Genomic DNA, 24,224 nt, shown 5'->3' on the forward strand with positions numbered 1-24,224 from the left:
CGGCCCTCGGCCTGCACGAAGAGGCGGCCGGCGAGTTCCTCGACCGGCGGATCTCGTGGCTGGCCAGCGTCCTCGACCGCGACCCGCGCACCGCGCGCCGCCGGATCGACCTCGCGTTCCGCCGGCTCGACGAGCTGCTCGGCGCGCCCGCGCGCGAGCGTGACCTGCACCCGCTCGCCGGCTGGTACGTCGAGTCGATGAAAGTCGTGCTCCGGCTCGACCGCGACCCGCCGGATGTGCAGGAGGAACGCCGGATCGTCGCGGAGGTCGACGAGCTCGACGAGCTGGTGCTGTCGTTCAGCGCCCCCGCCGTGCCTGGCCTCGACCCCGTTCCGGCGATCGCGGCGGACGTGCTGTTCGGCGGCGAAATCGTCGAAGCGCGCCAGGTTTCGGCGAGCCACGCCCAGTTCGTCATGCGGCTGCCGAGCCCGTTGCGGCTTGGGCAGCGGCACGAATACGGCATCCGCTTCGCACCGCAGCGCAGCGCGTTGCGGCCGTACTACGTCATTACCCCGTTGCGCCGCTGCGAGAAGTTCTCGGTGCGGGTGCGGTTCGACCGCGAGATCCCGCCGTCGCGGGTGTGGCGGCTCAACGGCGTGCCCGGGCGCGTGATCGACGACGGCACCGACTCCGGCGACTCGCTGACGGTCAACAGCCTCGGCGAGGTCGGGCTCGAGTTCCACGACCTGCACCAGGGCCTCAGCTACGGGCTCCAGTGGTCGTCCGATCCCGGCGGGGACTGACCCGGCCGTGCGCACCGACCCGGTGACCGCGACCGTCGTCCGGCTCGGGATCGTCGCCCCGAGCCGGGGCCGGACGGCACGCGCGGTGCACCTCGGCGTCACCCTCGACGCGGTGCTGGACGAGGTGTTCGAGCGCGTCCCGGTGCCCTACCGCACCCCGACCTGGTTCCGCCGCGCCGAGGGCGACGCCACGACGTTGATCATCCCGCCGACGGTGCCGCACGGCTGGATCGCGGCGGAGCTCGTCGCGCTGCTCGCCGGGGCGCTGCGGCGGCGCAACCGCCACCTCAACGAGTTCGGCAAGCTCCGGCTGCGGGTGGCCGCCGACCACGGCGACGTCGTGCTGCGCCCGCCCCACTTCGGCGGCGCCGCGGTGGCGCTGGCGACGTGGCTGTGCGCGGCCGAGGAGCTGAAGGCGGCGATCGCGGCGGCGCCGGAGCTGGACCTGCTGCTGATCGTCTCCGACCGCTTCCACACCGCCGTGGCCGACGACCCCGGCTACCGGCGGATCGTCGTCCCGGCCGGCGGCGAGCGCGAAATCGCGTGGCTGGGCCCCGGTCCGGATACTGGGACGCGGAATACCGGCACCGGCGGCGGGTTGGCACCGTCGTAGCCGATCGGAAGGGGCCCGCGATGAGCACGTTCACGCAGGAGTGGCAGGACTGGAAGACCCAGCGGGAGGCGGACCTCGCGGCCCCGCACGGCTGGCTGGCGCTGGTCTCGCTGGACTGGCTGACCGACTCCCCGCGCGAGTACCCCGGCATCCCGGGCCGCTGGTGGCAGGACGCGGACGCGGCGTACGTCGACCCGGCCGGCGCTTCGCTGACGCACGAGGGGACGCCGATCACGGAGGTCCGCCGGTTCGAGCTGGTCAACAGCGGCGCGGGCACCCGGGTGCTGGCGGGCGACGTCGAGATCGAGGTGGCGCGCCGGTCCGGGTACCTGATCCGCGTGCACGACCCGAAGGCCGAGGTGCTGCGCGAGTTCCACGGCGTCCCGGCGTACGAGCCGTCGGAGTCGTGGGTGCTGCACGGGCGGTTCGAGCCGTTCGACGAGCCGCGCCCGACCACGGTCGGCGCGGTTGTGGAGGGCCTGAGCCACGTCTACACGGCGCCGGGCGTGGTCCACTTTTCGCACGGCGGCTCGTCGCACACCCTGACGGCGTTCAACGGCAAGGACGGCGGCTTCAGCATCCTGTTCACCGACGGCACGAGCGGCGTGACGACGTACGCGGCGAACCGCTCGCTGCCGGTCGGCGCGCCGGCAGCGGACGGTTCGGTGACGCTGGACTTCAACCGCGCGGTGAACCTCCCGTGCGCGTTCACGGACTTCGCCACCTGCCCCCTCCCGCCGGCGGGCAACGACCTGCCGTTCGCGGTGGAGGCGGGGGAGAAGATCCCGTACGAGCGCGGTTAAGAGGCGACGTCGATCACGACGCGGTTGGGCGCGGTGAGCGTGAAGACGTGCACCGCGGTCCGCGTCCGCACCCCGAGCCCGATGGAGAGGTGCGCCTCGAAGTCCCCGGTGACGGCGACGGCCATGACGTTCCGCAGGTTCCACGTCCGGAACTTCTGCGGCCCGGTGTAGGTGAGGTTCCCGTTCACGTCGTGCGCGGCGGCCGGCGTCGCGGTCACGTTGATGAAGTACTGGCCGGTGAGCCAGACGACTTCCCCGCTCGGATCGGCGGTCAGCTCGTCGAGCAGCCGGTAGCTGACGGCGGGCGCGGGACCGGAGCTCAGGTCGAGCACGATCCGGTCGAAACCGGTGTTCAACCCGGTCCGGATGTTGGTCATGGCCGGGATGACGGGAGCGGCGGCTTGAGCCGGCCCGGCGGCCGCGAGGGCACCGGCGATGAGGATGGTGAGTGCGGCGAGCGCGCGCCGTGTGGGTTTGGACATGGTGGGCCTCCTGGCGGAGAGAACCGGTGGAAGTCCCAGCGCTGGGTCTGCTGTGGACGCCCGGTTCGTCCGGGAGTTGCCCGGTGGGGGCTTTTGACACCCCAAGCGTTACCGGGTGGCTCCGGACGGGCCGGCGGCGGGGATGTAGGTGAACCAGCCGCGCTCGCGCCACTCCTTCAGCTTCGCCCGCTCGGCGCCCAGCGTCGAGTCGTCGCCGTGGCCCGGGTAGAACCACGTCTCGTTCGGCAGTTCGGCGAAGATCCGGGACTCGACGTCGTCCAGCAGGGACGCGAAGTCCTCCGGTGACGTCGTCTGCCCCACGCCGCCCAGGAACAGAGTATCGCATCAGCGGGCAAGATATCGTAGCCTCGATGTCATGGGGGGCAAAAGTCGCGATCTACGCGCGGATCTCTGAGGACGCGCTGGGCCTGGAACCAGGGGCGCTCACGCTGACTCCCGCTTGCGCTGCGACGCCTCGTAACTGGACAAGAATGTCGGAACCAACGGCTAGTCTGCGGCACACCTGATGGCGAACGGTTGGCTCTGTCCCATCACGCCGCCTGGGGCAGGTTTTGTGCCGGAATCGGGCGAGGAGGCCTTGGCAACTTCGGCGGCTCGATGCGGTATGCCCGGTTCTCTCAAGCCGATATTTTCTGGCACGAGAGTCCTGGCGTCGTCGTCGGCTCGCCGCAGTTCGTCACCGGCTATCTCATCGGGTCAATGGCACGCCGGGCCTACAAGAATCAGCAAGCTCGGCGCCTCAGTCAGCCACGCTGGTGGCCGACGGAGCTCCTGCGGGTCGTGGTCACCAGTCGTCGGTTGTGGTGCCAGATCGGCGAATCCGGCGGAGTGCGGTGGCTTAACTTCAACTACGATACGGTCACCCGACTGGACCTGACCACTGACGGGCTGATCTTGTCGTTCCTGGCTTCAGACCCGCTGAGGTTGAGTGGCTCGTGGGCGCCGTGGTGTGCGGCTGTCATTGCCCACCTTCGCTTCGGACGGGACGCGGCGGCTGTGGTGCCAGCACTCCATCGAGCTGCATTTGCTCGTTGACCTGCGAAAAGACCAACATTGAGGCTTACGCGGCTTCCGGTTGTTCGAGCCGTCCGATTACGCCAAGTATGGTGTCGGGTGTGAATCGTGACAACGGGGAGGGTGAGGTCGGGCTCGCGGTCGTTGCGCAGCAAGTTTGGGATGGCAGCCGAGGCCCAGGCGACTTCATGGACACGTTCGCAGGCGCGATGGTGTACGCGCAGCGGCCGGAGCAGCCGGCGCTCCTGGTGACCGAGCTTGGCGAGCGTGGCCGGTGGATGGTCGTGTTCTCGACCTTGGAACGCCTGGCCGTGCACGCAGGGGAGTGTGACTACTTCGCCACGACAGGTGCCGATCTGCTGGAACTGGTTCCGCCCGGAATCGGTCTGATGGTTGATCCCGACGACGAGCATCGGTTTCCGATTCTGTCTCGCTTGGCGCAGCCGGACGTGGTGGCACGCGCGTGGGCGCAAGCCGGCGAACGGAGACGGCGCGAAGGATCGACGACAGCCTGAAGGTGGGCGGCGCAGCAAACGAGGGGCGAACAGGATGGACGGTCCAGGTTTTCACGTCGACATCGAAGCGTTGGCGAGCGCATCGAAGAGCATGGGTGACATCGTGCACGACCAGGACAGCTTTGAGCTGCGCGGGTTGTGCGGCGAACCAGGGCTATACGGGCACAACGGCGTGCACGACGCTCTTGCAGAGCTGTGCGGCCGTTGGAGCGTCGGGCTGGATGCACTGTCCGACCGCGCCAGTGATTTGGGTGACCTGTTAGGCAAGGCGGCTGCGGCTTATCGCGCGGTCGAGCACAGCAACGCTGACGCCTTGAAGTCTGATCCCGGCTGGGACGCGGTTACCCCGGATGAGCCGACGGTAGGGGCCGTCTGATGGCGGAGCTCGGCCAGACGACCGATCCGAAGGCCTTGATCCCGGGAGATCCGCCTGCGATATACGAGAACGCGCGAGTTCTGGCCGCACGCGCGAACTCCGCCTTGGCAGCCGGCGACGCGCTGAAACGGATTGACACCGGGGCTTGGCGTGGCCCGGCTTCGGACAAGTTCCACGAAGATCACCAAACGGAGGTGCCGCGCTGACTCGAGGCGAGCGACTCACTGGACAACGCGGCGCAGATGTTGACTGCCTACGCAAACACTTTGTCGTGGGCGCAGGGGCAGGCGTCGGAGGCTATCGCCCAGTGGCAGCAGGGTGACGCGGCGACTCAGCAGGCGATGACAGCGCACGACCGTGCCGTGTCCGACGCGCAAGCCCGGACCCAGGCGAACGCCGAACACGGCCAACCGTCGTGCAGGCGCCGCCGTTCTCAGATCCCGGTGAGGCCCAACGGCAGGCTGCACGAGACACCTTGAACAGGGCGCGGCAGCAGCTGGTAGGAGAGGGTGACCGCTGTGCGGAGGCGCTCCGAGTCGAAGCGACGCTTGCACCACAAGATTCCCGGAAGCAGGCAGACGCCAACTTCTTCGGCGGAATCTGGGACACGATTTCAGGCGCTGGCGAGGCCCTCTGGACTGCCATCTCTGACCCGGGCGAGACGGTAGCTGCGATGGCGCACAACATCGCCCACCCGGTGGACACCTTCAAGGAGATGGTCGCTTGGGACGACTGGGCCAACGGCCACGGTGACCGAGCACTCGGCAAGATCACCGGTGGCCTCCTTCTCTTCGGAGCGGGCAAAGTCGCCAAGGGCCTGCTCAGCAAGGGAGAGCACGTCGGAGGCGACCACGTGCCGGATGAGGTGCACCCCAAAGCGCCCATCGATCGCGCCAAGGCGGTACAGGACGCCATATCCGGCAAGGACGGGAATATCCCCGGCGTCGAGGACAGCAAGGGCGTACGGATGGTGTCTCAGCAGGACCTCGACGGGTTGCTCGACAACGTCCGCTCGAAGCTCGGAGAACCGGACAGGGTCATCGATACCCCCAAGGGTAAAATCGAGACCTGGCAGATCAGCGGAGACCCACCGTCCACAGTGACCTATCGAACGTTCAGCAAGTCCGGAGGCCCCACGATCGACATCAACAAGGTAGACGGCCTCGACACGGTCAAGCGGTTCCACGTGAACGACGGAGGCCACTGATGAGCACGTCGAATAGCTCTTACCAGGACGATCTGGACTACCTGCTCGACTACGCGCGAGAAGATTGGGTGGGCCTGTCCCCGGTCACTGCGGTAGCCGGCGCTGTCGCGGGAAAGGGGGCGACCTTCGAGGAGTTGACGTCGGCGACACTTGCCGTAATCGGTGACCTGATCGACCGCGGAGCGGTACCCGGGGACCTCATCGAGCAGGACCCAGGTTTCAAGGCCTGGTCTGGCACGAAGGAGGAGCACCTCCGTCGCATCGCGGCCGAGACCAAGGCGCTAGGGCGGTTACCGGAGACCGGCGAAGTCGCCTGGATCCATGACCCTTCGACCTAGGAAAGCCGCCGGACGTAGCGTCGCGATCGATTCGGCCAGGTGCTTGCTTGCCGTGGTCCCGTTGGCGGCTGGTCCGGCTTTGGCCTGATCGCAGGCAGTAGCTCCGTCGGTGCTTTGGCCGCATCCTCCTCGGGACGTTCCTGCTCGACTCGTTCTGGGATGGCGGACACAGACCAATCAGGCTTGTGCCTAGCGATGAACCGAGCGCGACGGCGCGCCTTCCTCCGATCAGCCACGCTCCAGCAGAGGATGAGCAGGACAAGCGTCGCCAATATCGTCAAGGCGTAGGCGCCCCACCCGGTCATGGCTCAGCTGGGTTGTCGTCCTCGGCCTCATCCCGCTTCACGAGCGTGGGCCGTCCGTGCTTCGGGCGGCCGGCGGCTTGCGCATCGACAACCGCCTGGCGGACACGATCGAGCACGTCGGCGATCATCGAATGCCTCCGCTCGCCTGAGTGGCGGCGCTGGGATGACACCGCGGGCAAGGCACCGAACGCTGACGATCCTCGTCCAGCCAGATGACCCGTGCGGACACCGATGTCAGGATCGGACGGGCGGATGAGCTCCAGTTCCCCGAGCGAGCGGAGCGCGTACGCACAGATCGCTCCGACAGGCGGGTGTACCGGGTCAGTGTGCCGATGGAGGGGAAGGCGTTGCATCCGTCCGGACCAGCGTGGTTGGCGAGCCCGGCCAGAACGATCGCCAGGGACGACGCGTCCCGCCGCTTGCGCGGGATCTCGGCGGCGTTGAGTGCCCAGGAGATCGCTTCGATGCTCACGCCGCACCGCCGGGCGCCAGGCACGTGGTCGAGCAGACGAAGATCTGGCTGCCGGTCCGCGACCGGCCGATTGGCAGGTGCGGGACCTTCACCGTGAGGTAGTCGGCGCCGCAGACGACGCACGCCAGGCCATCGGCTTGGGCGGGGGACAGGTGAGCCAGGTTGACGCGCACCTGCGCGTCGGGTGGCGTGGCAGGATGTGAAGCCATGCGGACCTCCGGAGTCCGTCAACGCCCCGTGCGCTGCTCCGACAGCGAACGGGGCCGCCTAGTAGGTAGGCAGCCCCGTTCGGGTGCGTCGTCAGCTCACCAGCCCCGCTCGCGCCATTCACCGAGCTTCGGACGCTCCGCGCCCAGCGTCGAGTCGTCGCCGTGGCCCGGGTAGAACCACGTCTCGTCCGGCAGCTCGGCGAAGATCCGCGACTCGACGTCGTCCAGCAGTGACCGGAAGTCCTCCGGCGACGTCGTCCGCCCCACGCCGCCCGGGAACAGGGAGTCGCCCGTGAACAGGTGCGGGTTGCCCGACGGGTCGCGGTACAGGAGGGCGATCGAACCCGGCGTGTGGCCGCGCAGGTGGATCACCGACAGGGTGACCTGGCCCACCGACAGCGTGTCGCCGTGCTCGACCAGGAAGTCCGGCGGCACCGGCAGCGGCGCGGCGTCCAGCGGGTGGGCCGCCGTGTTCGCGCCGTTCGCGCCCGCGACCGCGCCCAGTGCCTGCCAGTGGTCCTGGTGCTGGTGGGTGGTGACGACCGTCTTCAGCGCGGGCCGGTCCGGGCCGTGGCCGATCAGGTCGGAGATCCGCTCCGGGTCGCTCGCCGCGTCGATCAGCAGTGCCTCGTTGTCCGCACGGCACACCAGCAGGTACGCGTTGTTGTCCATCGGGCCGACGGACAGCTTGGTGATGGTCAGCTCGTCCAGCGTGCGCCGGGTGGCGTCGCCGCCCGGGTCGACGTGCCCGGTGTAGGTGTCCACGATGTTCACCGTGCACACGGTAGTCGTTTCGCTCCAACCGGTTCCACCCGCACAAGCGCTCCCGCGAGCGGACACGTAGGCTCAAGACCCCCAGCCAGCCCGACCTCAGGACGACCGTGCCCACCTCCCCGACGCCGCGCCGGATCAGCTGGGACCTCCTTCGCGTCGTCGCCGTCCTCGCGGTCATCCTCGGGCACGTCACCCACCAGGGCGCACTGCTGCACCCCGAGCTCACGGGGTACCCCTTCCGGGTGACAGCGCAGTTCGGGGCCGCGATCCTCCTGGTGATCTCCGCCTTCTTCGTTTGCGCCAGCCTCCGCAAGGGCAATCCGCGCCGGTGGCTGTGGAACCGCGTCGCGCGTCTCGTCCCCGCGTACCTCGTCGCCGTTCTCGTGACCTACCTCGTGACGCGGTGGGCGGCCATCTCCTTCAGCGGCCTGCCGTACCCGCCCGGGGTCACCGGGTTCCTCTTCGGGGTTCCGCAGGGCCCGCCGACGAACCCGTCGCCGTGGTACATCCCGACCTGGCTGGACCTGGTCACCAACCTCGGCATGGTGCAGGAGTGGGGCATCCGCTGGGACGCCTTCTACTACCTCGACGGCTCCTACTGGACCCTGCCCGTCCAGCTCATGGCCTTCACCGGCGCCGCGCTGCTGTGGCCGCGGTCGTGGCGCACCCACCGGCTGACCGTCGCCCTGCTGTGGGCGCTGATCCTGGTGCCGCTCACGCTGCGCTTCGTGGTCTTCCCGCCGGGGACGGCGAGCCCGGTCGTCGAGACGTTCTACTACGGCCTCGGCCTGCACCGGCTGCACGTCTTCGCGATCGGCGTCGCGATCTGGCTGTGGTCGCAGCGGCGGCTGAAGAGCTGGCACGTCGCGCTCTTTGTCTTCGCCGCGGTCGCCGCGCAGGACCTGCAGGTCTTCCCGTTCCACGTCGCGCTGCCGCAGGACGCGCTGCGCTGGCCGTCCACGATCGGGTTCGCCGTGCTCCTGCTGCTGGTCTGCCTCGCCGCCCGCGGCCCGGACTGGCGGTTCCCCGGGCTGGCGCGGATCGCCCCGGCCGTCACCTGGCTCGCGGGCATCTCGTATGGTCTTTATCTGGTGCACCAGGAACTGGGTTACATCCTGGCCCGCGCTCTGCTCGACCTCGGCCTCCCCGGCTGGCTGCGGCTCCCCGCGGTCGTCGGCGCCGCCGTGCTGGCCGGCTGGGCGGTCACCGCGGGGGTCGAACGCCCGGCCCACCGGTGGCTCACCAGACGCCGGAAGCCCGCAAAACCGCAGGTGGAAGACGCGGAACCCGTTTTTGTCGGTGGTGGCTCGTAGCATGGATCGCGGCCACCCGTGCAGCTTGAGACCGGGTCGGCGACCGCAGCTGAGAATGACATTGAGAGGACCCTGGCGTGGCTGATCGCCTCGTTGTTCGCGGTGCCCGCGAGCACAACCTCCGCGGCGTGGATCTCGACCTGCCCCGCGACAGCCTGATCGTGTTCACCGGCCTGTCCGGGTCGGGGAAGTCGAGCCTCGCCTTCGACACCATCTTCGCCGAGGGGCAGCGGCGCTACGTCGAGTCGCTCTCGGCGTACGCCCGGCAGTTCCTCGGGCAGATGGACAAGCCGGACGTCGACTTCATCGAGGGCCTCTCGCCCGCGGTGTCGATCGACCAGAAGTCCACTTCGCGCAACCCGCGTTCGACCGTCGGCACGATCACCGAGGTCTACGACTACCTGCGCCTGCTCTACGCCCGCGCCGGCAAGGCGCACTGCCCCAAGTGCGGCGAGGCGATCAGCAAGCAGACCCCGCAGCAGATCGTCGACCAGGTGCTGGAGATGGACGAAGGCGTCCGCTTCCAGGTGCTCGCGCCGGTGGTGCGCGGGCGCAAGGGCGAGTACGTCGACCTGTTCGAGAACCTGCAGCAGCAGGGCTACGCGCGCGTGGTCGTGGACGGCACGGTGCACTCGCTCACCGACCCGCCGAAGCTGAAGAAGCAGGAAAAGCACCAGATCGGCGTGGTCATCGACCGCCTGAGCGTGAAGTCGTCTTCGCGCCAGCGGCTGACCGACTCGGTCGAGACGGCGCTGCGGCTGGCCGACGGGCTGATCGAGCTCGAGTTCGTCGACCTGCCGGAGAACGACCCGCACCGCATCCGCGGCTTCTCCGAGAACCTCGCCTGCCCGAACGGCCACCCGCTGGCGATCGAGGACCTCGAGCCCCGCTCGTTCTCCTTCAACTCGCCCTACGGCGCCTGCCCCGAGTGCACCGGCATCGGCATCCGCAAGGAGGTCGACCCGGAGCTGGTGGTCCCGGACGACGAGCTTTCGCTGGCCGAGGGCGCGATCGCGCCGTGGTCGGGCGGCCAGAGCGCGGACTACTTCATCCGCCTGCTCGAGTCGCTGTCGGAGACCATCGGCTTCCGGATGGACACGCCGTGGCGACGGCTGCCCGCGCGCGCCCAGAAGGCGGTGCTGCACGGCGTCGACGAGCAGGTGCACGTCCGCTACAAGAACCGCTACGGGCGCCAGCGCTCGTACTACGCGGCCTTCGAGGGCGTCATCCCGTTCCTCGAGCGGCGGCAGGAGCAGACCGAGTCCGAGTACATGCGCGAGCGGTACGAGGGCTACATGCGCGAGGTGCCGTGCCCGGCCTGCCAGGGCACCCGGCTCAAGCCGGAGATCCTCGCCGTCACGCTGGCGCACAAGACCCGCGGCGACATGTCCATCGCCGAGGTCTGCGCGCTGTCCATCGCGGAGGCGTCGCAGTTCCTCGACGAGCTGGAGCTGGGGCAGCGCGAGGCGATGATCGCCGGCGCGGTCCTGAAGGAGATCCAGGCCCGCCTGCGCTTCCTGCTCGACGTCGGCCTGACGTACCTCTCGCTCGACCGCGCGTCGGCCACTCTTTCGGGTGGTGAAGCACAGCGGATCCGGCTCGCGACGCAGATCGGGTCGGGCCTGGTCGGCGTGCTGTACGTGCTCGACGAGCCGTCGATCGGCCTGCACCAGCGCGACAACCACCGCCTGATCGAGACGCTGACCCGGCTGCGGAACCTGGGCAACACGCTGATCGTCGTCGAGCACGACGAGGACACCATCCGCTCGAGCGACTGGGTGGTCGACATCGGCCCGGGCGCGGGCGAGCACGGCGGCCACATCGTCCACAGTGGACCGTACAAGAAGCTGCTGAAGAGCAAGGAATCGCTGACCGGGCAGTACCTGTCCGGCCGCAGGCAGATCGAGGTGCCGGCGATCCGGCGCCCGGTCGACAAGAAGCGGCAGCTGACCGTCGTGGGCGCGCGCGAGCACAACCTGCGCGGGCTGGACGTCTCGTTCCCGCTCGGCTGCCTGGTCTCGGTCACCGGCGTCTCCGGCTCGGGCAAGTCCACGCTGGTCAACGACATCCTCGCGACGGTGCTGGCCAACAAGCTCAACGGCGCCCGCCAGGTGCCTGGCCGCCACACCCGCGTGAACGGCCTGAACAACGTCGACAAGCTGGTGCGCGTCGACCAGTCGCCGATCGGGCGGACCCCGCGGTCCAACCCGGCCACCTACACCGGCGTCTGGGACCACGTCCGCAAGCTGTTCGCGGCGACCACCGAGGCGAAGGTGCGCGGCTACCAGCAGGGCCGGTTCTCCTTCAACGTCAAGGGCGGCCGCTGCGAAGCGTGCGCCGGCGACGGCACGATCAAGATCGAGATGAACTTCCTGCCGGACGTCTACGTCCCCTGCGAGGTCTGCAAGGGCGCGCGGTACAACCGGGAAACCCTCGAGGTGCACTACAAGGGCAAGACCGTCTCGGACGTGCTCGACATGCCCATCGAGGAGGCCGCGGAGTTCTTCGAGCCGATCAAGGCCATCCACCGCCACCTGCAGACGCTGGTGGACGTCGGCCTCGGCTACGTCCGCCTCGGCCAGCCGGCGCCGACGCTGTCGGGCGGTGAGGCGCAGCGCGTCAAGCTGGCCAGCGAGCTGCAGAAGCGCTCGACCGGCAAGACGGTGTACATCCTCGACGAGCCGACGACCGGCCTGCACTTCGAGGACATCAACAAGCTGATCGGCGTCATCAACGGGCTGGTCGACAAGGGCAACTCGGTGATCGTGATCGAGCACAACCTCGACGTGATCAAGACGTCCGACTGGATCATCGACATGGGCCCCGAAGGCGGCTCGGGCGGTGGCACGGTGATCGCCGAGGGCACGCCGGAGCACGTCGCCGGGGTCGAAGGCAGCTACACGGGCGAGTTCCTGCGCACGGTCCTGTCGGCCGAATAGGCGTCACCGCTCCTTCCCGGTGGTCTGGTGGACCACCGGGGAGAGCGGGCCGTAGTGCAGCGTCCGGAGCCGGAAGGCCGAGTTCTCCTCGCCGGGCAGCAGCGACAGCGCGCACGTCGTCGCGTCCGGGTCGGTCACCTCGACCGGGTCGAAGTCCGGCGCGCCAGGACGCCGGATCTCCACGAGGTACCCGGCTTCGTCGCTCGCGCGGTCGGTCCAGGTGAACGTCACCGTGTCGCCCGAAGTCACTGCGCGCAGGTCGGTCGAGACCGGGCCGGTGAACGGCTGCACCCGGTAGTAGAACGGCGTCTCCGGGATGAGGTCCGGGTGGTGGTAGCTCGTCGTGTGGGCGGGGAGGAACCGCAGCGTCGTCCACGGCCCGGCCGGGTCGTTCGCGTACTCGACGCGGTGCCCGGCGGCGTCGTCCGGCCAGCTGAGCACCACGTCGGTGGGTGAGGTCAGGGTCGCCGTGAACGAGGGCGGGGCGGTGGCACAGCCCGCGGCCAGCAGCGCCACCAGGACGAGGGGTTTCGCGGACACGGCGGCTCCCGGGACGAGCGGGGCGGCGGGGCGAACCCGGTCAGCTTAGGAACCGCGCCCGTCCGGCGACAAGATCGTGCCGATCACCGGGACGCACCAATCCGCGCGCGCCGTGGCGCCGAATCGCGCGCAACCCGGCTGAACCGTTCTTCGCGAACGTCCGTGTTACCCGGTGTCGAGGTCCGCCGGACGGCGGTGCCGCCCTCACCGAGGAGAGAACGTCATGAACCGTATCCGGCCGGTCGTCGTCAGCGCGGTCGCGCTCGTCGCCGTCGCCACGTTGTCCGCCTGCGGTGAGATGGCCGACGGCGCCCAAGGGCCGCAACACGGTGAGCCGGGGCACAAGATGCTCGCGGTCGCGACGATCAACGGGGTCGGCGCCGTGGTCACCGACGCGGACGGCAAGACGCTCTACCGGTTCGACAAGGACCTCTCGCAGCCGCCGACGTCCAACTGCGACGGCGAATGCGCGACCGCGTGGCCGCCGATGCTCGCCGGGGTGGCCACGCCGATGCTCAAGGGCATCCAGGACACCCAGGTCGGCACGACGACCCGCAAGGACGGCAGCAAGCAGATCACGCTCAACGGCTGGCCGCTCTACGAATTCTCGGGCGACAAGGCGGCGGGCGACCTGAACGGCCAGGGCGCCAACGGCACCTGGTTCGCGGTCGCCCCGGACGGCAGCAAGCTCACCGCGGGCGGCAAGGCCGGCGGGTCCGGGTACTGACCACCGACGGATTTCCGGGCAGAACGAGGAAGGACGGGCAGCCGATGAACACCATGGTCGCGCTGCGCTCGGCGCACGCACCGCCGGTGGCCCTGCGGGTTGCAGTACTGTCCTCGCCGACTCAGAACACCGTCGGGAGGACGAGGGTGGCCATAGGAGGCAGGCGGCCTAAGAAGGCCAAGGGCGAGGACCTGATTCGGCAGCTGTACGCCGAACACGGGCGGAGCCTGCTGGCCTACGCGACGAGGCTGACCGGAGATCGGGCGGCGGCCGAGGACGTGGTCCAGGAGACGCTCGTCCGGGCGTGGAAGCACGCGGACGACTTGCAGAACGACGGGAAGGGCTCGGTACGCGGCTGGTTGCTGACCGTCGCCCGCAACCTGGTCACCGACCGGGCCCGCGCCCGGGCGGCGCGGCCCCAAGAGGTGGCCGAACCGGCCGAAGGCGTGCCGACGCCTGCCGTCGAGCGCGATCACGCCCAGGGCGTGGTCGACTCGATGACCGTGCTCGGCGCGATGGACGGCCTTTCGAACGAGCACCGAGAGGTCCTGGTGGAGATCTACTACCGGGGACGGACGGTGGCCGAAGCGGCGAGAACACTCGGCGTCGCACCGGGTACCGTGAAATCAAGGTCTTACTACGCACTGAGAGCACTGAGAGCGGCGATGATTTCGAGCGGAACGGAGGTGGCGCGATGAACTCGGTCGACGAGAGTCACACGCAGCTCGGCGCGTACGCCCTCGGCGCGCTCGATCCCGCGGAGGCGGCCGACTTCGAGCGGCGGCACCTGCAGACCTGCGCGCAGTGCCGGTTCGACCTGAACGAGCTCGTGGCGTTGCGCGAGTCGCTCGACGAGGTACCGCCCGAGGCGTTCCTCGACGGGCCGCCCGAAGGCGGGGACCTGCTGCTGCAGAAGACCCTGCGCCGGGTGCGCGACGAAGAACAGGCGGCACCGGCCCCTCGTTCGACGTCGAGGCGGGGCCTGGCCCTCGTCGCGGCGGCGGTGCTGGTGGTGGCCGCGCTCGGCGGCGGGGTCCTGGTCGGACGGCAGACCGCGTCCACCGACGTGGCGGTGCCGATCCAGCCGACGGTGGTACCCGGCACGAAGGACGTGCGGGCGACCGACGCCTCGACCGGCGTGCAGCTGGCCGCGTCGGTGAGCCCGTTCCAGGGCTGGGTCCGGGTGAACGTCGCGGTGAAGGGCGTCCAAGCCGGGGAGAAGTGCTTGCTGCAGGTCACCACGAAGGGCGGCCAATCCGTGACCGCCGGCAGCTGGCAGGTGTCGGAGAAGTGGGAGAGCCAGGGCTTCTCGCTCGACGGGTCCGCGCTGGTCGCGCCCGACGACGTCAAGTCGGTCGACATCGTCACGGTGGACGGCCGGAAGCTGGTCTCGGCCCAGGTGTGACGGCGTTGGCGGGCGCGAGCTACCGGTTCCGCAGCACGTGGCTGCTGCCGGGAACCGTGCCCGAGCGGGTGTTCGGAGTGGTCACCGACCTCGCCGGCTACCCGCGGTGGTGGTCGGACGTCCGCGCGGTGCGCCGCGTGGACGACGACACCGCCGAACTGGTCTGCCGGTCCCGGCTGCCGTTCCGGCTCGTCGTCCGGATGCACCGGGACCACCAGGACGAGCGCACGGGCCTGATGCGGGTCAGGCTCAGCGGCGACCTCGACGGGGTACTGGCCGGTGCGGTCCGCGCGGCGGGCGCGGGCACACTGCTGGAGATCACCCAGGACGTCCAGGCCCGCAAGGAGTTGCTGCGGCGCCTCGACGCGGTGGCCCGGCCGCTGTTCCGCGCGAACCACGCGCTGATGATGCGGCGGGGCCACCGCGGCCTTTCCGCCTACCTGGCCTAGCCGGCTACACAGACTTCGGGTTCGGGCACGGAAACCGTGCGGCGGGTGCGGCGGGCCAGCACCAACGCTCCCAGCGCCACCGCGGCCACCAGGAAGCCCGCGCTGACCCCGTACGCCAGCCGGAACCCCGCCGCCAGCGCCTCCCGGTGGTCACCGCCCAGGCTCGCCGTGCGGGAAGCCGCCACCGAAGCCAGCACCGCCGTGCCGATCGCCGCCCCCACCTGCTGGGTCGTGTTGATCAGCCCCGACGCCACGCCCGCGTCCGACGCCGGGACGTCCGCCATCGCCAGCCCCATCAACGCCGGGATCGCCGCACCCGCCCCCAGGCCCATCACCAGCAGCGGCGGCAGCACGTCGGTGAAGTACGAACCCGACACCCGCGTCAGCAGCACCAGGCCGACGATCACCAGGCCGAGCCCGGACAGCAGCACCGTCCGCGGCCCGAACCGCGCGGTGAGCTTGTCCGCGAGGCCGAGCGACGCCACCGCGATCACCAGCGGCACCGGCAGGAACGCGACCCCGGTGCGCAGCGCGTCGAGGCCGAGCACCTGCTGCAGGTACAGCGCCGTGACGAACTGGAAGCCGAGCATGCCGGCGACCATCAGCACCATCACCAGGTTCGCGCCGGTCACCGCGCGGATCCGGAACAGCCGCAGCGGCAGCAGCGGCGTGCGCGCCTTCGCCTGGCGCAGCACGAACACGGCCAGCAGGACGACCGCCACCGCCAGCGCGCCCCACGCCGCGGACGAAATCGCGTAGACGCCCAGCATCACGGCGCCGGTGACGAGCACCGCGCCGAGCACGTCCAGGCCCGCCCGCAGCCCGGTCCCGCGGTCCGGCGCGACCACCCGGAAGGCCAGCAGGAGCGCGGCCACGCCGATCGGCAGGTTGACGTAGAACGTCCAGTGCCAGCTCAGCGCCTGCGTCAGCGCGCCGCCCGCGATGAGCCCGATCGACGCGCCCGCCGCCTGCGTGAAGCTGTAGACGCCGATCGCGCGCGTCCGGGCCCGCGGCTCCGGGTACATCGTCACGATCATCCCGAGCACCACGGCCGACGCGAGCGCGCCACCGACGCCCTGGGCGAACCGCGAGGCGACCAGCACGCCGGCGTCCGTCGCAAGGCCCGCGACCAGGGAGGCCAGCGTGAACAGCGTCAGCCCGCCGAGGAAGACGCGGCGGCGGCCGAGCAGGTCGCCGAGCCGGCCGGAGATCAGGAGCAGGCCGCCGAAGGCGACCAGGTAGGCGGTGACCACCCAGGCGAGCCCGGCGGGCGTGAACCCGAGGTCGGCCTGGATGGCGGGCAGCGCCACCGCGACGATGCTGCTGTCCAGCACGACCATCAGCGAGGCGGCGCACAGCACCGCCAACGCGAGGCCGCGGGAGCGGGTGGGGTGGTTCTCGGCCATCTGAGGCCCCTCCAGTCGAGTGTTCCCCCTGGTCGTCGCCAGGGCACTTCTTGTAACAGTGCCCATCATGTGTGACCATGGGTGCCCGCGTAAGGAGGCACTTCCATGTCCCAGGGGAACATCGGTGTACCTGTCCAGGTCACGGAGATCGACCCGGAAAAACTCGATGTCTGCACGGTGCTGGAGGTCATCAACCGCATCAGCGGGAAGTGGGCGATCGGCATCCTGCTGGAAGCCATCCGCGGGCCCGTGCGGTTCACCGAGCTGGAACGCGCGGTCAACGGCATCAGCCGCCGGATGCTGACGCTGACCCTGCGCAACCTCGAACGTGACGGCCTGCTGAAGCGCACCATCTACCCGACGGTGCCGCCGCGGGTCGAGTACGAAGCCACGCCGATGGCCAAGGAGCTGTACCAGTCGCTGAACGGCCTGCTCGGCTGGGCGGAACGCCACCGCGACGACATCGCCGCCGCGCGCGTCGCCTACGACGTGGCCTGAAACGTGGAACGGGCCGCGGTGCGAGGTCGGGGAGACTCGCACCGCGGCCCGCGGTGGCTCGTGCTCAGCGGGGGCATGAGCACGAACGTTCGGTGGTGCTACTTCGCGACGGCCTCCGCCGGCTCCCGCTCTTCGTCGACCATCGTGGATTCGTCGAACGGTGCCTGCCCGGCGAACACGCGCTGGGCCTGTTCGCGGTCGAACTCCTTCGTCCAGTTTCCGATGAGGACGGTCGCGACGGCGTTGCCGGCGAAGTTCGTCAGCGCGCGGGCCTCCGACATGAACCGGTCGATGCCGAGGATGAAGCCGACGCCGTTGACCAGTTCCGGCCGGTGCGACTGCAGGCCGCTGGCCAGGGTCGCGATGCCGGAGCCGGAGACGCCCGCGGCGCCCTTCGACGCGATGATCATGAAGACCAGCAGGCCGATCTGCGCGCCGATCGACAGCGGCTCGTCCTGCGCCGCGGCGATGAACAGCGTCGCCATGGTCAGGTAGATCGCGGTGCCGTCGAGGTTGAACGAGTACCCGGTGGGCACGGTGATGCCGACGACGGACTTGTCGACGCCGAGGTGCTCCATCTTCGCGATCAGCCGCGGCAGCGCCGACTCCGACGACGACGTCGAGAGGATCAGCAGGAACTCGCGGCCGAGGTAGCGCAGCAGCTTCAGGATGCTGACGCGGGCGCCGAACCAGAGCACCAGCCCGAGGATCACGAACACGAAGACGAGACAGGTCGCGTAGAACCCGACCATGATCACCGCGAGGCTCTTCAACGCGGCCCAGCCGGTCGCGCCGACCACCGCGGCGATGGCGCCGAACGCGCCGATCGGGGCGGCCCACATGATCATCGCCAGGATCCGGAAGACCAGCTTCTGCAGGTGCTCGACACCGCGCAGGATCGGCGCGCCCTTCGGGCCCAGCTTCTGCAGCGCGAACCCGACGAGCAGCGCGACCAGCAGCGTCTGCAGCACTTCGCCTTCGGTGAAGGCGGAAACGAGCGTCTTCGGGATGATGCCGAGCAGGAAGTCGACCGGGCCTTCGGCGCCACCGGCGGACTTCTGGACGCTCTTCACGTCGGCCGGGCTCAGGTGCAGGCCGGTGCCGGGGTGCAGCAGGTTGCCCACGACCAGCCCGATGGCGAGGGCGAAGGTCGACATGATGATGAAGTAGAACAGCGCCATCACCCCGACCTTGCCGACCTTGGCCGCCTTCGCGACCGAGCCGACGCCGATGACGATGGTGCAGAAGATGATCGGCGTGATCATCATCTTGATCAGGTTGACGAAGCCGTCGCCGAGGGGCTTGAGGCCCTTGGCGAAGCCCGGGAAGAGGAAGCCCACCAGGATCCCGAGCAGGACCGCGACGATCACGGCCAGGTACAGGTAGTGGGTCTTGTCCCGCTTGCGCGGGGTCTCCTCGGTGGTCGGTGGGGTCGGCACCGTTGCCTCCAGCTCAGGGGTGTTCCAGGTTGCGGCACACTGTAGGCGCACTTCGGTGACCCGGCTCACTTGTGTTCATTGAGTTCGCGCGACCGTCCCGTTCGGACACCCGGGGAGCGCGTGTGCTGGTATGAGGAGGTGCCCCCGACGATGCGGTCCCGCTGGAGCCTGGCCCGCCAGCTGCTCGTGCTGCAGCTGGTGGTGCTCTGCGTGCTGGCCGGCGCCGGCAGCACGTTCGCCTACCTCGACGCGTCCCGCGCGGTGAACGAGAACGCGCGCGACCAGGTCCGCGCGGTGGCTTCGGCGGTGGCCGACGCCCCGACCGTCGCCGCCGCGGTGGCGACGGCGGACCCGAGCGCGATGCTGCAGCCGTTCGCGGTGCGGGTGCAGGCCGACACCGGCGTCGACTTCATCACGATCATGAGCCCGGCCGGGATCCGGTACACCCACCCGAACCCGGCGCTGATCGGCCAGCACTACATCGGCACGATCGAGCAGGCGCAGCACGGGCAGACCTACACCGAGACCTACACCGGCTCGCTCGGGCCGTCGGTGCGCACGGTCGTGCCGGTGTTCGGGCCGGGGCAGCAGGTGGTGGCGCTGGTCGCCGTCGGGATCACCGTGGCGGCGATTTCGGCCGAGCTGCGCGAACGGCTCTGGCCGCTGTTCGGCGTCGCCGGCGCGGTCGTGCTCGTCGGGGCCCTGGGTGGCTGGCTGATCAGTGCCCGGCTGCGGCGCCAGACCCGCGGCGTCGCGCCGGACGAGCTGAGCAACCTCTTCGAGTACCACGAAGCCGTGCTGCACTCGGTCCGCGAGGGCGTGCTGCTCGTCGGCCGGGACGGGCGCATCGGCCTGTGCAACGACGGCGCGCGCACCCTCCTCGGCCTCGGCGCCGACCCGGTCGGGCGCGAGCTGGCCTCGCTCGGGCTGCCGGCCGAGCTGGCGCGGGCGTTCACGTCGGCGGAGAACCGGGCCGAGGAGCTGCACCTGACCGATTCGCGGGTGCTGCTGGTCAGCACGACCGCCGTACGCTCGGGCGGCCGCGCGCAGGGCACCGTCGTCGTCCTGCGCGACCACACGGAACTGCAGACGCTGACCGGGGAACTGACCACCGCGCGCGGCCTCGCGGAGGCGTTGCGGTCGCAGGCGCACGAGGCGGCGAACCGGCTGCACACGGTCGTTTCCCTGGTGGAGATCGGAAAACCCGAGCAGGCGGTGGAGTTCGCGACCGCCGAGCTCGCGCTGGCGCAGGAGCTGACCGACCGGGTCGTCGGCGCCGTCGCCGAACCGGTGCTGGCCGCGCTGCTGCTGGGCAAGGCCGCCGAGGCGAGCGAACGCGGCGTCGAGCTGACCGTCACCCCGGACACCGTGATCGACGACGTCTCGCTCGGGGTCGCGGCCCGCGACCTGGTGACGATCCTCGGCAACCTGATCGACAACGGCATCGACGCGGCGGTGCGCGGCAGCGGGCACCCGAAGGTCGTCGTCACGGCCCGTTCCGAGGACGACGGCCTGCTGCTGCGCGTGGCCGACTCCGGGCCCGGCGTACCCGAAGACGCCGATGTCTTCCGCCGCGGCTGGTCGACGAAGGCGGAGGACGGCCACGGGCTCGGGCTGGCGCTGGTCGGGCAGGCGGTGCGCCGCTACGGCGGCACGGTCGAGGTCGGCCGGGACGGGGGCGCGGTGTTCACCGTCCGGCTGCCGCGGCAGGAGGTGGGCTCGTGATCCGGGTATTGGTGGTGGAGGACGAGCCGGTCGCGGCCGAGGCGCACCGCGTGTACGTCGAGCGGCTCCCCGGCTTTTCGGTCGCCGGCGTGGTCCATTCCGGCGGCGACGCCCTGCGGTTCTGCGAACGCGAGCCGGTCGACCTGGTGCTGCTGGACTTCTATCTGCCCGACACGCACGGCCTGGCGGTGTGCCGGTCCCTGCGCGCGGCCGGGCTCCCGATCGACGTCATCGCGGTGACGTCGGCGCGGGACCTCGGGCTGGTGAAGGCGGCGGTGTCGGTCGGGGTGGTGCAGTACCTGCTCAAGCCGTTCACGTTCGCGACCCTGCGCGAGAAGCTGGAGCGCTACGCGGAATTCCGCGACGCGTCCGGCGAAGTGACTGGCCAGGCCGAGATCGACCGCGCCCTCGGCGCGTTGCGCACGACCGAGCAGCCGCCGCTGCCGAAGGGGATGAGCGTCCAGACCCTCGAAGCGATCCGGGACGCGCTTTCCGGCGCGGCGGAAGGGCTTTCGGCGGGCGCGGCGGCTTCCGCGATCGGTGCTTCGCGGGTCACGGCCCGCCGGTACCTGGAGTACTTGGCGGACAACGGGATGGCCCACCGCGAGCCCCACTACGGCCAGGTCGGGCGGCCGGAGGTCTGGTACCGCCTCACTCGCGTATAACGACCTATACGGCGAGCCTCCGACTTCCGGCGGTTCCGGCCGCGCGGCCGGTGCGGTACACCGGAAAGATCGCCGACCAGGGGGAGTACCGCCATGCGGAAGTGGGCCGGGATCGTCGCAGCCGCGGTCATGGTGCTCGGGCTCGCCACTCCGGCGGACGCCGACGAGCCCGCCGGCACCGTCACCGAGGTCCAAGTGACCGGGCCGGTCTCGCAGCGGTTCAACCTCATCGTCCTCGGGGACGGCTACACCGCCGCCGAACAACCCAAGTTCTTCGCCGACGTCCAGCGGCACGTCAGCACGCTCTGGTCGCTCGAGCCGTTCAAGTCCTACCGCAGCTACTTCAACGTCTTCGCGGTGTCGATCGCGTCACCCGAGTCCGGTGTGGACTGTGACCCCTCGCTCGACGCGCCGAAGAAGAACACCCCGCTGGACATGGGTTTCTGGGGCGGTTGCAACGCGCAAAGCGTGCAGCGCCTGCTCACCGTCGACGACGCCGCGGCGCAGCGGTACGCCGACCTCGTGCCCGGCACGACCGCGGCGAACCGGCAGATCCTGGCGCTGGGCAACAGCAGTACCTACGGCGGCGCGGGCGGTTCGTACGCGACGGCGTCGGGCGGCAACGCGTTGTCCGCGCTCATCTCGCCGCACGAACTCGGTCATTCGCTCGGCGGTCTCGACGACGAATACGACTACTACGCGCGCGCGGTTCCCGGCGGCGCCTACGAAGGCGGCGAGCCGTCGTCGATCCACCACACCCTGCTGACCGAGAAGCAGCTGCGGGACCAGCACGCGAAGTGGTGGCGCTGGCTCGGCGAGCCGAGCGAGTCCGGCGGCTCGATCGGCCGTTTCGAAGGCGGCCTGTACGCGCAGACCGGCGTGTGGCGGCCGAGCGAGCACTCGATGATGAAGACCCTCGGCTACGCCTTCGACCAGGTCGGCCGCGAGCGGATGACGCAACGGATTTCGGCGAAGGTCCCGCTCATCAGCGGCGGCACGCCGGCCGGGACGATCGGCGCCGACCGCGTCGTGTGGCTGCGGACGATGCGCCCGGTGAGCCACCGCCTGGACGTCCGCTGGACCCTCGACGGCCGTCCGCTGCGTGGTTCCGACGCCCTCGATCTCCGGCAGGCGCACGTGAAGCCGGGCAAGCACACCCTGACGGCGAAGGTGACCGACCCGACGCCGTTCGTCCGCGACCCGGCGGTCCGGCCGGCGGCCACGCGCACCTGGACCGTGGACACCTCGGTGGTGACGCCGCCCGCGAGCGGCCCGGCCGTCGTGGCGTCGACCCCGACCGCGCAGCCGGTCGGCGGCAGCGATGTCGTCTACGTCGAGACGGGCGAGCCGACCGGTTCGGTGCCCGTGGTGCGCTGGGTCCTCGACGGGAAGCCGGTCGGGACCGGGCCCGACTACGCCCTCTCGGAGACGCGCGGGGCGCACACGCTGACGGCGACGACCGGCGGCACGACGCTGACCTGGACGGTGGACGCCACGGGCCCGGCCACGACGGCCGAAGCACCGGCGGGCCAGGTGGTCCACGGCTCGTTCACGATGCGCCTGACGCCGTCGGACGGGATGGCGGAGTTCCGCGTGGACGGCGACGGCTGGCACAAGTACTACGGCTGGCCGACGGACCCGGACGCGCCGTACCTGTTCACCCCGCGCGGCACCGACATCGACGGCCTGTCGTACGGCAACCTCGGCGCGGGCGGGCTGACCGTGTCGCCGTTCGCCGAGCGAGCCCCGGGCTACGGGCGGCACCGCATCGAGTACCGCTCGACCGACGCGGCGGGCAACACCGGACCGGCGCGCTCGTTCGAGGTCACGCTGCTGCCCTGAGCCATCCACAGCCGGTGGGCGCGTGGTCGGCGGCTTCGCCGACACCGCGGGCGCTCCTGACCGGGCCGGGGTCGAGCTGGGGGACCGTTGGATCAGCGTGGCCGGCCTGGCACACCTGGCCGGGTCTGCCACGGGTGCGGTCCCTCCAACGGCCGGTACTCGACGCCGAGCGCGTCGAGCCGGGGGAGGTGGTGGTCGCGCAGGCGCGGCAGGAACTCCGCGTAGTCCCGCGCGCCACTGCTCCACGCGACCTCCGCGAACGCCGACAGCCGCGGGAACGCCATGTAGTCGACGCGCCGGACGCTGTCCAGGTGCTCGCTCCACACCTGCGCCTGAACACCGCGCAGCCGCGGGCCGGTGAGCGCCGGCTCGTACGCGTAGACATCCTCCAGCGTGTGCGACATGCCGACCGGGATCGGCTCGTCCGGGTGCTCGGCCTGGCGGTGGTCGAGGTAGACGTGCTGCTCCGGGCACATCACGACGTCGTGGCCGGCTTCGGCCGCCTGCCGGCCCGCGGCCTCGTTCCGCCACGAGCCGATCACCATCGGGGGCAGGCCGCCGATGTCGAGGACCTCGTCCCAGCCCATCGGCGTCCGGCCGCGCGAAACCAGGTGCTCGGCCAGCAGGCGGACGAAGTCGCGGTGCTCGTCGGTCGCGCCCGGCGTCTCGTCGCCGCCCAGCGCGATCACCGGCGACGGGAAGATCTCCAGCAGGTGGTCGAACACCGTGCGGAAGAAGTCCAAAGTAGACGAAGACGGCGAAAGCAGGGAAGTGCTGATGCCCCAGGACGTCCAGACCTCGTACGAGGATTCGGTGCCCAGCGCCGGGTACGCGGCCAGCGCCGCCCGCGCGTGGCCGGGGATGTCGATCTCCGGCACCACCGTGATGGCCCGCGCGGCCGCGTAGGCGACGATCTCCCGCAGGTCGTCGCCGGTGTAGAAACCGCCGTGCGGGCGCCCGTCCTGCGCGCCCCCGCTGCCCACCATCGACGACGGCCGCCAGCCGCCCACCGCCGTCAGCTTCGGGTACTCCGGGACCTCGAAGCGCCAGCCCTGGTCGTCGGTGAGGTGCAGGTTCAGCACGTTCAGCTTGTGCGCGGCCAGCAGGTCGACGAACCGGAGCACCTCGGCCTTGGTCCGGTAGTGCCGGGCGACGTCGAGCAGGCAGCCGCGCCAGCCGAACCGCGGGTGGTCCTCCACCACGCCGCACGGCAACGAAAGCCCGGTTTCGAGTGACGCGGCCCGGAACGCGTCCGGGCCCGCGAGCTGGCGCAAGGTCTGCCGCCCGTAGAACTCCCCGGCCGCGTCACCGCAGGACAACACCACGCCGGACGGCGAGATCTCCAGCCGGTAACCCTCCGCCGGCAGGTCGGCCGCACGAACGTCCACAGAGGATGGCCAAGGG

27 protein-coding genes and 2 pseudogenes are annotated in these 24,224 nt (G+C 70.3%); 19 read left to right on the forward strand and 10 right to left on the reverse strand.

Going from position 1 to position 24,224, the window contains the following annotated elements; genetic code table 11:
- From G3I65_RS47850 to G3I65_RS47860, 3 genes are all read left to right on the forward strand, one after another.
- Window positions 1–743 (forward strand): hypothetical protein (locus G3I65_RS47850; protein ID WP_160702084.1); only part of this gene is annotated, 743 nt, incomplete at its 5' end.
- A 7-nt stretch (window positions 744–750) separates the two neighbouring features.
- On the forward strand, window positions 751–1,356 hold the full coding sequence (locus G3I65_RS47855) for a hypothetical protein (protein ID WP_160702086.1): 606 nt from the start codon (window positions 751–753) through the stop codon (window positions 1,354–1,356).
- 20 nt (window positions 1,357–1,376) lie between these two features.
- Window positions 1,377–2,159, forward strand: a complete 783-nt coding sequence (locus G3I65_RS47860) for a DUF1684 domain-containing protein (protein ID WP_160702088.1) — start codon at window positions 1,377–1,379, stop codon at window positions 2,157–2,159.
- Here G3I65_RS47860 and G3I65_RS47865 read toward each other — a convergent pair.
- Together G3I65_RS47865 and G3I65_RS47870 are read right to left on the reverse strand one after the other, a co-directional pair.
- Window positions 2,156–2,641 carry a hypothetical protein gene (locus G3I65_RS47865; protein WP_160702090.1) on the reverse strand — a complete coding sequence of 162 codons (486 nt, stop codon included), beginning with the start codon at window positions 2,639–2,641 and terminating at the stop codon, window positions 2,156–2,158. The two genes, G3I65_RS47860 and G3I65_RS47865, sit on opposite strands and share 4 nt — an antisense overlap.
- Window positions 2,642–2,749: 108 nt before the next feature.
- Window positions 2,750–2,983: pseudogene (locus tag G3I65_RS47870) on the reverse strand (MBL fold metallo-hydrolase); the annotation flags it as partial.
- A gap of 276 nt (window positions 2,984–3,259) precedes the next feature.
- On the opposite strand from G3I65_RS47870, the gene G3I65_RS47875 reads away from it, so the two are divergent.
- The 6 genes and pseudogenes from G3I65_RS47875 (at window position 3,260) to G3I65_RS47895 (ending at window position 6,112) form a co-directional block, all read left to right on the forward strand.
- Window positions 3,260–3,697 carry a hypothetical protein gene (locus G3I65_RS47875; RefSeq protein WP_160702092.1) on the forward strand — a complete coding sequence of 146 codons (438 nt, stop codon included), beginning with the start codon at window positions 3,260–3,262 and terminating at the stop codon, window positions 3,695–3,697.
- Between the two features lie 167 nt (window positions 3,698–3,864).
- Entirely contained in the window at window positions 3,865–4,191 is a 327-nt protein-coding gene (locus G3I65_RS47880) for an SseB family protein (RefSeq protein ID WP_160702094.1), read from the forward strand.
- Window positions 4,192–4,225: 34 nt separating this feature from the next.
- Entirely contained in the window at window positions 4,226–4,567 is a 342-nt protein-coding gene (locus G3I65_RS47885) for a hypothetical protein (RefSeq protein WP_160702096.1), read from the forward strand.
- Window positions 4,567–5,046: pseudogene (locus G3I65_RS59195) on the forward strand (putative T7SS-secreted protein). The gene G3I65_RS47885 and the pseudogene G3I65_RS59195 overlap by 1 nt, the downstream one beginning before the upstream one ends.
- Complete coding sequence (locus G3I65_RS57955) at window positions 5,043–5,774, forward strand: hypothetical protein (RefSeq protein WP_239071891.1); 732 nt, start codon at window positions 5,043–5,045, stop codon at window positions 5,772–5,774. Before G3I65_RS59195 ends, G3I65_RS57955 begins: the two are co-directional and overlap by 4 nt.
- Complete coding sequence (locus tag G3I65_RS47895) at window positions 5,774–6,112, forward strand: hypothetical protein (RefSeq protein ID WP_160702098.1); 339 nt, start codon at window positions 5,774–5,776, stop codon at window positions 6,110–6,112. The genes G3I65_RS57955 and G3I65_RS47895 overlap by 1 nt, the downstream gene beginning before the upstream one ends.
- Before the next feature lie 301 nt (window positions 6,113–6,413).
- Here G3I65_RS47895 and G3I65_RS58510 read toward each other — a convergent pair whose 3' ends face one another.
- The 4 genes from G3I65_RS58510 to G3I65_RS47910 form a co-directional block, all read right to left on the reverse strand.
- Window positions 6,414–6,545 (reverse strand): hypothetical protein, encoded by a 132-nt coding sequence (locus G3I65_RS58510; RefSeq protein ID WP_255482142.1) that lies wholly within the window; start codon window positions 6,543–6,545, stop codon window positions 6,414–6,416.
- Window positions 6,542–6,889 (reverse strand): hypothetical protein, encoded by a 348-nt coding sequence (locus tag G3I65_RS47900; protein WP_203612712.1) that lies wholly within the window; start codon window positions 6,887–6,889, stop codon window positions 6,542–6,544. The genes G3I65_RS58510 and G3I65_RS47900 overlap by 4 nt, the downstream gene beginning before the upstream one ends.
- Window positions 6,886–7,098, reverse strand: coding sequence for a hypothetical protein (locus G3I65_RS47905; RefSeq protein ID WP_160702100.1), 213 nt, complete (start codon window positions 7,096–7,098; stop codon window positions 6,886–6,888). The genes G3I65_RS47900 and G3I65_RS47905 overlap by 4 nt, the downstream gene beginning before the upstream one ends.
- 96 nt (window positions 7,099–7,194) lie before the next feature.
- On the reverse strand, window positions 7,195–7,872 hold the full coding sequence (locus G3I65_RS47910) for an MBL fold metallo-hydrolase (RefSeq protein ID WP_160702102.1): 678 nt from the start codon (window positions 7,870–7,872) through the stop codon (window positions 7,195–7,197).
- Window positions 7,873–7,979: 107 nt separating this feature from the next.
- Between G3I65_RS47910 and G3I65_RS47915 the strand changes: the two genes are divergently transcribed.
- Entirely contained in the window at window positions 7,980–9,185 is a 1,206-nt protein-coding gene (locus tag G3I65_RS47915; protein ID WP_160702104.1) for an acyltransferase, read from the forward strand.
- Window positions 9,186–9,262: 77 nt separating this feature from the next.
- Window positions 9,263–12,124 (forward strand): excinuclease ABC subunit UvrA, encoded by a 2,862-nt coding sequence (gene uvrA / locus G3I65_RS47920; RefSeq protein WP_160702106.1) that lies wholly within the window; start codon window positions 9,263–9,265, stop codon window positions 12,122–12,124.
- Window positions 12,125–12,127: 3 nt separating this feature from the next.
- Here uvrA and G3I65_RS47925 read toward each other — a convergent pair whose 3' ends face one another.
- Window positions 12,128–12,664, reverse strand: a complete 537-nt coding sequence (locus G3I65_RS47925; protein WP_160702108.1) for a fibronectin type III domain-containing protein — start codon at window positions 12,662–12,664, stop codon at window positions 12,128–12,130.
- Window positions 12,665–12,887: 223 nt separating this feature from the next.
- On the opposite strand from G3I65_RS47925, the gene G3I65_RS47930 reads away from it, so the two are divergent.
- The 4 genes from G3I65_RS47930 to G3I65_RS47945 all read left to right on the forward strand — a co-directional run bounded on the left by G3I65_RS47930 (window position 12,888) and on the right by G3I65_RS47945 (window position 15,245).
- On the forward strand, window positions 12,888–13,391 hold the full coding sequence (locus G3I65_RS47930) for a hypothetical protein (RefSeq protein WP_160702110.1): 504 nt from the start codon (window positions 12,888–12,890) through the stop codon (window positions 13,389–13,391).
- Between the two features lie 146 nt (window positions 13,392–13,537).
- Complete coding sequence (locus G3I65_RS47935) at window positions 13,538–14,089, forward strand: sigma-70 family RNA polymerase sigma factor (protein WP_026469270.1); 552 nt, start codon at window positions 13,538–13,540, stop codon at window positions 14,087–14,089.
- Complete coding sequence (locus G3I65_RS47940; RefSeq protein ID WP_160702112.1) at window positions 14,086–14,796, forward strand: zf-HC2 domain-containing protein; 711 nt, start codon at window positions 14,086–14,088, stop codon at window positions 14,794–14,796. Before G3I65_RS47935 ends, G3I65_RS47940 begins: the two co-directional genes overlap by 4 nt.
- Window positions 14,797–14,801: 5 nt before the next feature.
- Window positions 14,802–15,245: an SRPBCC family protein gene (locus G3I65_RS47945; RefSeq protein ID WP_160702143.1), complete on the forward strand. Its 444-nt coding sequence runs from the start codon at window positions 14,802–14,804 to the stop codon at window positions 15,243–15,245.
- Here G3I65_RS47945 and G3I65_RS47950 read toward each other — a convergent pair.
- Window positions 15,242–16,651 carry an MFS transporter gene (locus G3I65_RS47950; RefSeq protein WP_160702114.1) on the reverse strand — a complete coding sequence of 470 codons (1,410 nt, stop codon included), beginning with the start codon at window positions 16,649–16,651 and terminating at the stop codon, window positions 15,242–15,244. The genes G3I65_RS47945 and G3I65_RS47950 overlap by 4 nt on opposite strands.
- Window positions 16,652–16,756: 105 nt before the next feature.
- On the opposite strand from G3I65_RS47950, the gene G3I65_RS47955 reads away from it, so the two are divergent.
- Complete coding sequence (locus tag G3I65_RS47955) at window positions 16,757–17,149, forward strand: helix-turn-helix domain-containing protein (RefSeq protein ID WP_125312367.1); 393 nt, start codon at window positions 16,757–16,759, stop codon at window positions 17,147–17,149.
- 98 nt (window positions 17,150–17,247) lie between these two features.
- Here the strand turns inward: G3I65_RS47955 and G3I65_RS47960 are convergent, their stop codons facing one another.
- Window positions 17,248–18,588, reverse strand: coding sequence for a cation:dicarboxylate symporter family transporter (locus tag G3I65_RS47960; protein WP_160702116.1), 1,341 nt, complete (start codon window positions 18,586–18,588; stop codon window positions 17,248–17,250).
- A gap of 150 nt (window positions 18,589–18,738) precedes the next feature.
- Here G3I65_RS47960 and G3I65_RS47965 point away from each other — a divergent pair, with 150 nt between their 5' ends.
- The 3 genes from G3I65_RS47965 (at window position 18,739) to G3I65_RS47975 (ending at window position 22,820) form a co-directional block, all read left to right on the forward strand.
- Window positions 18,739–20,313, forward strand: coding sequence for a sensor histidine kinase (locus G3I65_RS47965; protein ID WP_160702118.1), 1,575 nt, complete (start codon window positions 18,739–18,741; stop codon window positions 20,311–20,313).
- A complete protein-coding gene (locus G3I65_RS47970) occupies window positions 20,310–20,978 on the forward strand; it encodes a response regulator (RefSeq protein ID WP_160702120.1) in 669 nt (222 codons plus the stop codon). The genes G3I65_RS47965 and G3I65_RS47970 overlap by 4 nt, the downstream gene beginning before the upstream one ends.
- A 93-nt stretch (window positions 20,979–21,071) precedes the next feature.
- Complete coding sequence (locus G3I65_RS47975; RefSeq protein WP_160702123.1) at window positions 21,072–22,820, forward strand: M64 family metallopeptidase; 1,749 nt, start codon at window positions 21,072–21,074, stop codon at window positions 22,818–22,820.
- A 92-nt stretch (window positions 22,821–22,912) separates the two neighbouring features.
- Here G3I65_RS47975 and G3I65_RS47980 read toward each other — a convergent pair whose 3' ends face one another.
- The gene (locus G3I65_RS47980) at window positions 22,913–24,208 is read right to left on the reverse strand and encodes a beta-N-acetylhexosaminidase (RefSeq protein ID WP_163046879.1); all 1,296 of its coding nucleotides are present in this window, start codon (window positions 24,206–24,208) and stop codon (window positions 22,913–22,915) included.
- Between the last annotated feature and the right edge of the window lie 16 nt (window positions 24,209–24,224).

Origin of the sequence: Amycolatopsis sp. SID8362, assembly GCF_010550475.1 — a bacterium.
In the GTDB taxonomy this organism is placed as follows: Bacteria; Actinomycetota; Actinomycetes; order Mycobacteriales; family Pseudonocardiaceae; genus Amycolatopsis; species Amycolatopsis eburnea.